Origin of the sequence: Paenibacillus lautus NBRC 15380 (assembly GCF_004000945.1) — a bacterium.
Taxonomy (GTDB): Bacteria; Bacillota; Bacilli; order Paenibacillales; family Paenibacillaceae; genus Paenibacillus_AQ; species Paenibacillus_AQ lautus.
The window spans coordinates 1-11,907 of record NZ_BIMF01000029.1 but is presented as its reverse complement, the minus strand read 5'-3'; the positions used below and the strand labels follow the sequence as shown (position 1 = coordinate 11,907).

Here is an 11,907-nt window from a genome sequence, read left to right as displayed (position 1 = left end):
CCATTGACGGGCGTAAGGTGAAAAAAAGAGAGCGGCCATTCAGCCGCTCTCTCATCGGTTTACGTCCTTTTTGACCATGCTTGGGGTTGCGCATAACGCCAATGATGAGTTCAACCAACCCCGTTCAATCGCTTGATCCCTTTCGGGTTACCCTGTCTTGCGCTAAGCTTCAACAGCTCGAAGGATCCTCTTCTCCACATGGCCGACGAACGCCGGGTCAGAGCGCGACAGGGTGAGCCGATTTTTTCTTTTTGACCCGTAACAAAAATGTAAGAGGTATGGCAATAACCGCCACCATCGTTCCGATCATAAACACGTCATCAATGCCCATCGTTGTCGCGGCACGCTGGGTCGAAGCCCCCACGCCCATGTAATAGGACGTTCTGGATACCACCAGCGCGCTGAATATGCCGATGGATAACGAAGCGAGCCCTTGGCGGGCCCAGTTCGTGATGGACGATGCGTGACCTGAATATTCGCTGGACACCGCGCTCATCGCTGCGTTCGTTAACGGCATATTGCATAAAGCAATGCCAAGGCAGCGAACCAACTGCAGCAAGGCAATGTACATAACCGAGGTGTTGGTGCCGATTCCGCTGAAAGCGAGCGTGGCTGCCACAATGATGAGAACTCCCGTGATCACCAGCCGGAACGGACCGATCCGATCATAAAATTTACCGATAATCGGCGACGCAGCTGCCATGACAATCGCGCCCGGCAGCATGATCAGTCCCGTATCCATCGGAGACAGCTTCAGCACAGTCTGTAAATAGAGCGGCACCAGCAAGGTTCCCGTATACAGGGATATCGTCACGATGCAGTTCAGGATTAAGCTGTACCGAAATCGGGGGAATTTGAATACTTTAAGCTGCAATAACGGGGATGAAATCCGCAGTTCCCACTTGATGAAGAACAGCAGCAGTAAGATCCCGGAGAGGAGCAGGGACAGCGTCTTCCAGGATCCCCAGCCCCAGTCGTTACCATGGCTGAAGGAGAGCAGTAAAAGAGTACTGCCGGCCACCACCGTCAAGAATCCGAGGAAATCGAATGTCTTCTTCCCGGTCAGTCGGTAAAATGGAATGAACTTGCTAACGATGACCATCGAGATCAGGCCAATCGGAATATTTAGAATGAAAATCGATTTCCACCCAAAATATTGTACCAGCCATCCGCCAAGTGTCGGTCCAATCACCGGTGCCAGCATGGAGGCCAGGCTCCATAGACCCATGGCATAGGCTTGCCGCTCCCGGGGGAATACCTGGTAGATGATGGTCATCGTAATCGGGATAATCATCCCGCCGAACACGCCTTGCGTAATCCGGAACGCAATCAAGGTCTCTATATTCCAAGCAACGACGCATAACAGTGACGAGAGCGTAAAACCCATCAATGCGAGGACAAACAGCCTCTTATAACTGAGCTGGTCCCCCATGTAACCTACGATAGGAGCCACAATTCCCGTTGCCAGCAGGTACCCGGCCATCAGCCATTGGGTGGTGCTCAGCGTGGCATCGAACTGCTCCATTACCACCGGAAAGGCCACGTTAATGGTGGTGATGCTGAGCACCGCCAGAAAATTACCGAAAAAGATAGCGCTCATAATAAGCCAAAATGAAGATTTATCTTGTGTATTCACATGAAGCCTCCTAAACAAAGTAACCCCGCCCGGATCTGGTTAACAGAGCTGGAGGCGGGATTCGAAAGAGCATGGTCTTAGGTTATGGAAATAATTTTTTGCCAAGCAATCGAAGCAAAATATATAGGTTATCCGCCTCGTCCTCATCCAGCTGCTTGAAGGATTCCATGACGGCATAATCCCCCTCGCTGCGCGCATCGAGCACAAGCTGCCGGCCTCCTGCCGTAAGATTGACATAGTGGCTGCGTCCATCACTGGGATTTGGCGTTCGAACCACCAATCCCCGCTGTCCCAGAGCGTCCACCAAATACGTGATCGTTGCAGCCTTAAGCTCCATAAGCTCAGCCAATCGGTTGGGAAGCAGCGGACCCTGCTGCTCGATCAAACTTAAGATTTTATACTGATTCATCGTTAAATCGTTCTTTCTCAAGTGACTCAAAAAAGATACGACCCGATGCCTCGTCATTTTATCCGATAACTCACGATACATGTCCATGAGTCTCTCTACGCTTGCTTCTCTTCCGTTCTCCAGGGCATTTCACCTCGAACCTTATTTTAGTTCAATGATTCTAACTTGTAAACACCATTTTCATGTTTTCATTTCTGAATTCCCTACTTAATTCATGGTTTTTCGCTAAATTAGTTAGATATTTCAAAGTTTATTAGTGGGAATTCAGCTGCTTTAATCCATAAAGAAAACACCTTTCAGGAACGTCCCCTCAAGGTATGTCCTTCAAAACGATTCACCTACTCTAATCCTCCGTTATACAAAAAAGGGTCCCGGTAAGCAGCTTATGCCTTCGGAACCCTTATATTATGGCTAATCCTCATCGTCTGCAAACAATTCATGAAGCATCGCTTCCCGGCGATTCACAAATTCCTTCGTAATCATATAATGATCCGTTTCCTCCAAGCTCGACTCTTCCACCCCTTCGGAAGTCAGCTTATAGATGACGGAATCGGGATAGGCCATAACAATCGGCGAATGCGTGGAAATAATAAACTGCGAATCTTCCTGGACCAGGTCATGGATGCGTCTGAGCAGCGCCATTTGGCGAAATGGGGACAACGCCGCTTCCGGCTCGTCCATAATATACAGGCCATTCCCCCAAAACCGGTTCAAAAAAGTGGCAAAAAACGATTCTCCATGCGATTGCTGGTGAAGCGATTTGCCGCCGTAGGAATCTTTGATGGGCGGGCCGAAGCTCCATTCGGCATCCAACCGGTCAATATTCGTCGCGACGTTATAATAGCTCTCCGCACGAAAGAAAAACCCGTCACGCGGTTTGCGTACGCCTCGAACGGTTCGTATATACTCATGAAGCTTGGAATGCGTCTCCTCGGTTGAGAACGAGAAGTTCATCGTTCCTCCTTCCGGATTAAACCCAAGGGCCGTGGCGATCGCCTCCAGCAGCGTGGATTTGCCCATACCATTCTCGCCTACGATATAAGTGACCTTGGGATGAAAATGGAGCCCGTCCAAAGCCGCAACAGCCGGCAAATTAAAAGGATATTCATGAAATGACGGGACACGATCCCTCATTAACACAACGCTTCGTAGATAGGCAAGCATTGCAGCGTTATCCAAGCGCTTTCCCTCCTTGATTTTGAAGCCTATAATTACTAGTCTACTATATAACATAAAAAATGCGCCATCACAGGGCTCACCGGCACCTGGAATGACGCACTTTTTTAACTATATCGAATGCTGTTGTTCCGACAAACTATTCGCTTACGATAAATTGATAGAGCTCCTCAACCTTCTCTTCCGTCAGATCGCCGCTGTTATCAAAAACCTTAATGGACGTCTGCGGAATGTCCCAGTTCACTTCCGGAACGAAATCAACGCGCTTCTTGAAGTCGTCCCAATGATCCAGCTTCCACTGATCCCGCTCGGTCTGTCTGTCAATGATCCGTTCCTTCTGCAAATCCATGTCCTTGAGCGCAACCACGATAACCTTCACGTCAACGTCGTTCTTCGTTAATCCCGCGGATGCGATGACCTCTTCAATCCATTCGCGGTTCTTGAGCTCCGCGGTAAACGGAGAAATCATAAAGACATTTTGTCCGGCACCCAGGTTCTCGATGCAAATATCCTTGGTCGTATCATATTCCAGATCGCGCAGATTCTCTTTATAGAAGGAAGAGTCGCGATCGTTCGGATCCAGTCCGTTACTTTCCAGGAACTTCTCAACAAAGCGTCCCCCTACCGTATCACGGTCGAGAAATGCAGCCGGTATGCGGACTGCAAGCTTCTTGGCTACGGTTGTCTTGCCTGTACCGGCCACGCCGACAAAAAACACTAGCTTTTGCAAATGGTATCCCTCCATATGATCTCTATCGCTTCCATATCGCTTCCATATCCCTTCCGTTCACTCATGCCATCCTTAAACACGTTCTGTCCGGTAACGGGTTTCTTCAATTAATTCCTCCATCGCGGAGGTCAAGCGTTCCTGAAGCACTTCCGCTACATCAAATCCGCCATCCTCGGTACGTGCCACCTGGGCATCCACGGCGTACACGCCGCCCAGAATATGACGGGCTCCGATCGAGGAGAGCACGGGCTTGAGCGAATAATCAATCGCCAGCAAATGCGCGAGACTGCCGCCAATGAACATGGGAAGCACGATTTTGCCTGCCAATCCTTTTTGCGGAATCAGGTCTAAAAATGTCTTCAGAACACCGGTAAACGAAGCTTTATAAACCGGACTTGCCACAATCACGGCATCGGCCTCGGCCACAAGCCCGTTCGCTTTGACAATATGCTCACTCTCAAACTTGGTATGAATCAAATCCTCAGGCGGAAGTCCGGCCACATCGATCCGGCTAACCTCGAAATTCGCAGCAGTTAATGCCTGCTCCGCAAAATCCATAACCGCATTCAATCGGGATCCGGCTGTGGGACTCCCGTTAATAATAACAGCTTTCGCCATAATCATTCACCTCGGCTTATCTTATAGTGTCGCCATCTCATCCATTCCATAAGATCGCTATGTAAGGTCCTCTCGGCTTAGAGTCAGACGGCCATAGCCTGCATCTTTAGATAAAAAAGACTTACAAGGTATGGCAAAGTCTTCCGTAAACAGTCGCTCTTAAATCCGATGTTAACCAATATAAATCAGAGCAAACTTGTCAGAATTAGTATCATCGTATCAATGTGTTCGCGCTTTTGTCAATGCAGCCACACCGCAATTGAACCTTAGCCTTTCGTGAACCATTACACTTAGCGCCTCAACCGGGTTGAGTGTCCGAATACTGGATTTCGCAGCGGCTCAGGGCTTCGCGTACTGGCGATATTACCGCCACTCTTCCTCATCCATTCCCAATAACACCCGTATGTAAAAATGCGGCCTGCCCACAGGCGGAATTCGAACGTTCGACGGGTTTTGTCAGGTGACCGTCCTCCCTTGGTCATTCGCTGCAATTGGAAGTATTTTACCACATTCACTCGAAAAAGAGCGTGGAAAATCTGTAACCCGCGCGTTTACGCACGACCTTTCTCCTATTCTGATCATAAACGGCACCCCCGACTGGGCGAATGCATAGAGATAAAGCATCGGCGTTTAACGAAAACACCCTGTACACCAAAGGAGGAATGAAATGAATCCCCAGCAGCCCATTCCATACGTAGGCTCCAAAACCGAATGCAAGGAACAGCCCATCGCTTTCCCTCCCCAGCATCAAAACTGCCAGCCGGGCCTTGAAAGCCTGATGTCGCCGCGTCCGATCAGCGAGGATCCCGCCTACCGGGGCAGCGGTAAACTGGATGGCAAAATCGCCATTGTCACCGGAGGGGACAGCGGCATCGGCAAAGCGGCCGCCATTGCTTTTGCCAAGGAAGGTGCCGATCTGGTCATCCCATACTTATATGAGACTTCGGATGCGGAAGTGACGAAGCAACGGATTGAGTCGCTCGGCAGACGCTGCCTCTTAATGAAGATCGACCTGCGATACAAAAGGAACTGCGAAGCCGTGGTAAACGAGACGATAGCCCGCTTCGGCAAGCTCGATGTTCTCGTGAACAACCATGCTGTCCAGTATGTACAGCGCAGCATCTTGGACATCACGGAGGAACAGCTGCACCATACCTATCAAACGAATATCTTTCCCTTCTTCTTCATGATCCAGGCTGCGCTGCCCTACATGAAATCCGGGGCGTCGATCATCAACACGGCCTCCATTACCGCCTATGAGGGATTTAAGGAGCTCATCGACTATGCATCAACCAAAGGCGCCATCGTTTCCCTTACCCGATCCCTGGCCCTTTCGCTCGTCGATCAAGGCATCCGCGTCAACTCCGTCGCTCCCGGCTCGGTCTGGACGCCGCTCATCCCATCCAGCTTCTCAGCCGAAGAGGTGGCCGTATTCGGAACGAATTCACCGATGAAGCGGGCCGCCCAGCCCTATGAGCTGGCACCCGCCTATGTATACCTGGCGTCGTCCATCTGTTCCTCTTTTGTTACGGGTCAGGCTATTCACGTCAATGGGGGACAGATGGTAACCAGTTAACAGCGGTGCCATAAGCGTTCTAAGGAGCTATGAATAACAAGCAGAGGATGTGTACCATGAACACGGGAATTCCCAAACGGTCCGGCCGGATGGACATGGGGTTTTATGCATTAAACAAGCTGGCCAGCGCCGGCATCGTTGTGCTGCTGCTGAGCCTGCTCGATTGGGTGTGGCCATCCGGCGCTGATCGAGCTTCGGAATGGTTAGGCCTCTATCTGCCGCAAGAGCACTGGGTATACGGTTACGCGCTGACCGCGTCTCTTGCGGCAGATGCCATTCTCTCGTTTTTGCCTTCCCTGCATAAGGGTAAACAAGCCGCCGTGTACGGGGCGGTCGGTTTTCTGTTCTTTGCCTTATTTACAGGCGGGAATCCGGAGCAGCTCTGGCTTCGCGCAGCAGCGGGAGCCTTAACCCTGCTGATCTTCTTGTGGGGGAAGCATACGTTCTCCAGCAATTCTCTGGCCACCCCGTTCTTTGCCTTGGCCGTTCCCCTGTTGTGCTGGGTGATCTGATTCAAGAGCCTGCAGCTTCCTTCCATGAAAAAAGGGCCCTCCGATGAGGGCCCTTGCTCTTTGCTTTAAAGTGCTTCGATGACATCCCCGGCGATGACCGAGGCGGGATGTCCCCGGTGCCGCGCGGCCTGCTCGCCGGCACGGCCGTGCAGCCACACGCCAAGCGCGGCAGCAGACGGACCAGCATATCCTTGCGCCAGCAGGCTGGCAATGATGCCGGTCAGCACGTCCCCGGTGCCTCCGGTCGCCATGCCGGAGGTTCCGGTGGTGTTGATGTAGGCTTGTCCGTCCGGCGAAGCCATGACGGTATGCGCCCCCTTGAGCACGAGGGTAACTCCGTGCTCGGTCGCGAATCCTGCGGCGGCACCGATCCGGTCCCGCTGCAGCTCAGCGGTGGGGATACCCAGCAGCCGGGACATCTCCCCCGGATGCGGGGTCAGGACCGTTGCCGCACCGCGCGGCTTCCAGGTGCCGAAATCACCGGCGGCGGACAGCATATTCAGTGCATCGGCATCCACTACCAGCGGCCCTTCCCATTCTTCCCACAACCGGCGAAGCCATCTGGCATCTCCTTCAAAACGGCCTAATCCCGGACCTACGGCCAGCACATCGCGGGTTTTGGCGAGTTCCAGCACCTGCTCCGCAGAGGCCTCATCCCAGTAGCCGCCGCTCTCTTCGCCTGTGGCGGGGGCGAGCATCACCTCGGGTGCGGCTCCGCTCAGCGGCAGCACCAAGCTTGCAGGGAGCGCCCAGGTCACCAAGCCGCAGCCGGCGCGGAGCGCTGCCCGGGAAGCGAGCAGGCCTGCGCCGCTCATCGTGCGGCTGCCCCCTACGGTCAGCACGTGACCGTAGGTGCCCTTATGTCCGTCCGGCGAGCGGTGGCGCGATACGTCCGCACCCAGCTCGGTCCGAAGGACATGCGGGGTGAGCAGATGCGTGCGGACGCCCTGCTCCCGGCACAGCGAGGCTGGGATGCCGATGGAGCGGACCACCACCCGGCCCGCCGCCCCGGCGCCGGGGTACTGCACAAGGCCTCGCTTCAGGAAGGCGAGGCATACCGTCACCGCGGCCAAGATGCACGGCTCGTGCCGCGCGCCGGTATCAGCGTCCAGTCCGCTCGGAATATCCGCGGACACAATCGGCAGGCCGCTGTCATTGGCGGCCTGGATCAGTGCGGCGTAAGCACCGCGGGGCGCGCCCGTCGCGCCCGTGCCGAGCAGCGCGTCCACGATGCCGGTGTACGCGCCGTAGTCCACGGCATCACGGCCGTGAACCAGAGCCGGTATGCCGAGCGCTGCCCCGGCATCCCGCTGCACCGCCGCCTCGCCGGCTAACGCCGACGGCTCAGCGGCATAGAGCAGCGTGACGCGTATACCGGCGTCACGCAAATGCCGGGCGGCGACCACCCCGTCGCCGCCGTTATTACCCTTGCCCACCAGAGCGAGCCAGTGCTCACGCGCCGCCAGCGCTGTGGGCAGCCGAGCCTCTCCGTCGATGACAGGCGACGGGCGGCTCATCTCCAGAGCACGGTCATTCCCGGAGGTAGGAGCCTCCGCCGCTGCCGAATCCTCCGGTAAGGATAGCCGCTGTTCCCCCCGCCCGTCCTCCGGCATGAAGGACGGAGCCTTTCCTGCTGTTACAGCAGCTGCTGCGCAAAGGGAACGGCTCGCTCTATCACGCTCCAGGCATAACTTCAGGACTTCCTCAGCAATCGCTTTACCCGCATTTTCCATCAGCGCAATCGCTGGAATGCCGATTTGATGAATGGTATGGTTGTCGAGTGCCCTCATCTGTTCAGACGTCACAACATACATCCAAGCTCTCCCCTTTGCTTCGATATATCCCACACAAACACTCTGGCGACTCAGGATGCCTGTCGATTAATAAGCAACGGTAAAACGGGACTGAATAAACTGCGGATCATCCAGCTCATCAATCACGGCTACCGCGAAATCCTCAACCGAAATTCGGCTGCTTCCGCTCTCGTCGGTCACCAGACGATCCATGCCGATCCGGAACTGTCCGGTACGTTTCCCTGGCTCGATGATGGCCGCCGGACTGACATACGTCCAATCCAGATCGCTTTCCTTGTACAGATCGTAAGCATCCGCATGCGCACGGGCAAGCGGCCTGATCTCCTCCGGAAATTCCGGGGTATCCATAAGCGGTACGCCGCTGTCGGCGATCAAGCTGCCAGCGCCGCCAACGATCAACAGACGGGTTACGCCGCCGCGTCTCGTTCCCTCCACAATCGTCCGTGCGGCTGCCACGAGTTCCTCTTCCCGGCCGAACTTTGGACCGAAAGCGCTTATGACAGCATCATGCCCTTGAATCGCCTCTTCTAATGATGAAGGATCCATGACATCCGCTTTGACTTTGTTTAAACGCTCATGCTCTGAATCCAATCGATCCGGATTTCGCAATACCGCCGTGACTTCGTGCCCCCGGCGCAGCGCTTCCTCCGTAATTCGTCTCCCGATCGTTCCGCTTGCTCCAATTAATGCTACCTTCATGTTCATCGCTCCTTCGCTTAAAAATTATACTACATCACCCCTGGTGATGAATGGCTCTTCTTGAATCTTAAGTAGTATTATAAACACCTGGTGCCGTCTATAGCCGTTCGGGCTGTCGCACCTCCTATTTACTTATCCCCATGCAGACCTCTTCAAACTCCATTCGTTCATTTTTCCTCAAAATAATAGACCTTTAGACCTATGTATCACCATATTATTTTCACCGATAGAATACATAACTGCATATTTACGAAAGTATACATCTGGAATAACAACTTTAATCCTTATACCCTTCTTATATTCTTGACGAAACTTGTCATGTAGCTATGCTGGAATCGTAATGTAAAGGAGAATATCCCTATTATGAAAAAAAAATACGTCCGCTGGCTGGCCCTCTGTCTCGCAGGCAGTCTGCTGCTGCTAAGCAGCTTGTCCCTTCAGCCTGATGCCGCTTCGGCCGAACCCCGCCAGAAGGCAACCTGGTTCTGGGATACGCCGCAGATTCAAGATTCGGCTGACGACATTCTTGATTTTGCCGCCAATCAAGGAGTCAATGTGCTCTATCTGCAGATGAACCGCGATGTTCGGCCCGAATATTACCGCAGCTTTATCCGCCAAGCAGGTAAACAGGGGATCGCGGTTCATGTCCTTGGCGGCGCGCCTAACTGGGCACTGAAAACGGAGCGTCACCGATTGGAGACTTTCATTCAGTGGACCGCTGAATATCAGGCTTCCGCTGCACCGAATGAGCGCTTCACCGGCATTCATGTCGATATCGAGCCGCATGTGCTGAGCGAGTGGAAAACAAACCAGGCCTCCTTGGTCAAGCAATGGCAAGCGAGCGTCCGCTATCTGGTCCATGAAGCGCACACACTGAATCTGCCCATCGGTTCCGACATGACATTCTGGCTGCACGGCTACCAGCTGCCGGACCAGTCGATGTCAATCAGCCGGTGGATGATCCAGCAGTTCGACCAGGTCGTCATTATGGCCTATCGTGATCAAGCAGATAACATTTATAACGTTGCTGCTGCCGAGCTTAAGGAAGCCGATGAACTTGGCAAGGAAGCTCTGATTGCCGTAGAGACCAAATCGAGCAATGAGGGAGCTTACATTACCTTTTTTGAGGAAGGCACGTCCTATATGGAGGAACAGCTGAGCAAGGTATGCACCAAAGCCGAAAAGCACCCTTCCTTCTCCGGGTTCGCCATTCACGACTACAGGTACTGGAAGGCATTATATGACTCTAAGCGTTGATTCAACTTTTGAACTTCGTTTCCTTACCAACTAAGGCTGCCTGGAGCAGCCTTGTTTTTTTTGTATCTGCTTTCCTATAGAAAGGTGCCAACCTTAATCCCTGCCGCCCTTCACAATTTTATGTTTACCGGGGGAATAGTTTCTTTTACGCTCATGTTTCCTGTATACTCGGTACATTCACGACTAAAAGCACCTTGGTTGTCCGTCGTCCATCATTTGTATATGATCAAGCCGTTAAGACGAGGAGCAGTACATATCCAAGCGTGATTTTTACCCGCCGGAATGGCGCCTTGCTTATCTGTACTTCCGTCATGCGGCTTCTCCCCTTTCATCTGGAATGCATGATCTTGTTTGTATATGATATGTACTTCCCTTCAAAATGTTATCCAAACACAAAAATGTTTCCGTTATGCAAATGAGAGATTGAAACTTGATCAATTCTCTCTCCCTTGTCATTCATTCCCTTGAAATCCCTCCCTTGTTGTGCAATAGTGAAAGGTAGAATATTGAAGGAGGGATCCGCTTGTCCCTTACGGAATGGATGGTTGATATCTTTGGCTCACCGGACACGCTCGTGGCCGTGCTTCTTGCCACTGCGGTATTTTCGGGCCTGTACATATACAGTGCATCCCGGCTATTGGGTGCACGCAAGGATTCGCTTGCTCGCATTCGTCAGTCCTTGACGATTTACACCAGACTGGCTGGGCCTCTGGGAACCCTTATCAATCGACCGACCCGAACGGCTGTCCCCGAAGATCTGCTGATCCGGCTTCTGCAGGAATGCAAATCCGCTGACCTGTTGACTCGGGAGCTCCACGAACAGATTGATACCTTTCTAAGTGATCGCGATGAATCCAGACTAACAACGCTTCACAAGCTGGTGGACCGCGAGATCAACAGACTTATGAAGGAGCGCGACGAGCTGGTTGGGCGGCTCGAGAAACCCGGTTGGGGTATGGGATTGTGGCTGCTCTTGAAACCTGCCGTACCTGCCCTTTCACTGGGTGCCGCGATCCTGTGGACGACGCTTCTCGTCCAAGAACTAAGGCAATCCTCTACCTGGACAAGCCCTGAAGTATGGTGTCTATGGCTCTCCAACATGATTGCCACGATTTCTTTCTACCGACTGTTGATGGATTCCAGAAGAAGAACGCATGGCGCTATCTATACCGTGCTGCATCTGCTGATTGTGGCCTCAGCCCTGTTTAATCTGATCTGGAACGAAGCCTCGCCTTACGTTTTGGCTACCCAATGCTTGTTGTATCTAGCGGGTTTCCGGGTGACGGCCACCCGCCAGCGGCGTGAGCGGCCCTATGCCGGTCACCCGGAGCTAATGGAACAATTCCTTCATCCTACGGGAGACCACGATCCTCTAAGCGAAACAACAGGCGCAGGCGAGCCGGAGATCGGCAACAGCCCTCTGCGGTCCAGATAAGATAGCAGCGATATGAATATTACGAGATACAGCCCGTGCCGACTT

11 protein-coding genes are annotated in these 11,907 nt (G+C 53.1%); 4 read left to right on the top strand and 7 right to left on the bottom strand.

The window, feature by feature from the left end; all coding sequences use genetic code 11:
• Positions 1–217: 217 nt before the first annotated feature.
• The 5 genes from PLA01S_RS29025 to ssuE all read right to left on the bottom strand — a co-directional run bounded on the left by PLA01S_RS29025 (position 218) and on the right by ssuE (position 4,569).
• Positions 218–1,636, bottom strand: a complete 1,419-nt coding sequence (locus tag PLA01S_RS29025) for an MDR family MFS transporter (RefSeq protein WP_127595559.1) — start codon at positions 1,634–1,636, stop codon at positions 218–220.
• Between the two features lie 82 nt (positions 1,637–1,718).
• Positions 1,719–2,132, bottom strand: coding sequence for a MarR family winged helix-turn-helix transcriptional regulator (locus PLA01S_RS29020; protein ID WP_127595556.1), 414 nt, complete (start codon positions 2,130–2,132; stop codon positions 1,719–1,721).
• Between the two features lie 324 nt (positions 2,133–2,456).
• Positions 2,457–3,224: an AAA family ATPase gene (locus PLA01S_RS29015; RefSeq protein ID WP_246059919.1), complete on the bottom strand. Its 768-nt coding sequence runs from the start codon at positions 3,222–3,224 to the stop codon at positions 2,457–2,459.
• A gap of 136 nt (positions 3,225–3,360) precedes the next feature.
• Entirely contained in the window at positions 3,361–3,951 is a 591-nt protein-coding gene (locus tag PLA01S_RS29010; RefSeq protein ID WP_127595553.1) for a P-loop nucleotide/nucleoside kinase family protein, read from the bottom strand.
• 72 nt (positions 3,952–4,023) lie between these two features.
• Positions 4,024–4,569: an NADPH-dependent FMN reductase gene (ssuE, locus tag PLA01S_RS29005; protein WP_100540023.1), complete on the bottom strand. Its 546-nt coding sequence runs from the start codon at positions 4,567–4,569 to the stop codon at positions 4,024–4,026.
• Positions 4,570–5,236: 667 nt separating this feature from the next.
• Between ssuE and PLA01S_RS29000 the strand changes: the two genes are divergently transcribed.
• Both PLA01S_RS29000 and PLA01S_RS28995 read left to right on the top strand, forming a co-directional pair.
• The gene (locus tag PLA01S_RS29000) at positions 5,237–6,145 is read left to right on the top strand and encodes an SDR family oxidoreductase (protein ID WP_127595551.1); all 909 of its coding nucleotides are present in this window, start codon (positions 5,237–5,239) and stop codon (positions 6,143–6,145) included.
• Positions 6,146–6,201: 56 nt separating this feature from the next.
• Positions 6,202–6,657 (top strand): hypothetical protein, encoded by a 456-nt coding sequence (locus tag PLA01S_RS28995; protein WP_127595548.1) that lies wholly within the window; start codon positions 6,202–6,204, stop codon positions 6,655–6,657.
• Between the two features lie 65 nt (positions 6,658–6,722).
• On the opposite strand, the gene PLA01S_RS28990 is transcribed toward PLA01S_RS28995, so the two are convergent.
• Positions 6,723–8,471 carry an NAD(P)H-hydrate dehydratase gene (locus tag PLA01S_RS28990; RefSeq protein WP_127595545.1) on the bottom strand — a complete coding sequence of 583 codons (1,749 nt, stop codon included), beginning with the start codon at positions 8,469–8,471 and terminating at the stop codon, positions 6,723–6,725.
• A gap of 66 nt (positions 8,472–8,537) precedes the next feature.
• Positions 8,538–9,170: an NAD(P)-dependent oxidoreductase gene (locus PLA01S_RS28985; protein ID WP_127595542.1), complete on the bottom strand. Its 633-nt coding sequence runs from the start codon at positions 9,168–9,170 to the stop codon at positions 8,538–8,540.
• Positions 9,171–9,533: 363 nt separating this feature from the next.
• On the opposite strand from PLA01S_RS28985, the gene PLA01S_RS28980 reads away from it, so the two are divergent.
• Positions 9,534–10,427, top strand: coding sequence for a hypothetical protein (locus PLA01S_RS28980; protein ID WP_127595539.1), 894 nt, complete (start codon positions 9,534–9,536; stop codon positions 10,425–10,427).
• A 523-nt stretch (positions 10,428–10,950) separates the two neighbouring features.
• Positions 10,951–11,862, top strand: a complete 912-nt coding sequence (locus PLA01S_RS28975; protein ID WP_127595536.1) for a hypothetical protein — start codon at positions 10,951–10,953, stop codon at positions 11,860–11,862.
• Positions 11,863–11,907 lie beyond the last annotated feature (45 nt).

Bases quoted from the DNA above. Each gene is read 5' to 3' on its own strand.
- PLA01S_RS29020 (WP_127595556.1), bottom strand. From the start codon at position 2,132: ATGGACATGTATCGTGAGTTATCGGATAAAATGACGAGGCATCGGGTC.
- ssuE (WP_100540023.1), bottom strand. From the start codon at position 4,569: ATGGCGAAAGCTGTTATTATTAACGGGAGTCCCACAGCCGGATCCCGA.
- PLA01S_RS29000 (WP_127595551.1), top strand. From the start codon at position 5,237: ATGAATCCCCAGCAGCCCATTCCATACGTAGGCTCCAAAACCGAATGC.
- PLA01S_RS28995 (WP_127595548.1), top strand. From the start codon at position 6,202: ATGAACACGGGAATTCCCAAACGGTCCGGCCGGATGGACATGGGGTTT.
- PLA01S_RS28990 (WP_127595545.1), bottom strand. From the start codon at position 8,471: ATGTATGTTGTGACGTCTGAACAGATGAGGGCACTCGACAACCATACC.
- PLA01S_RS28985 (WP_127595542.1), bottom strand. From the start codon at position 9,170: ATGAAGGTAGCATTAATTGGAGCAAGCGGAACGATCGGGAGACGAATT.
- PLA01S_RS28980 (WP_127595539.1), top strand. From the start codon at position 9,534: ATGAAAAAAAAATACGTCCGCTGGCTGGCCCTCTGTCTCGCAGGCAGT.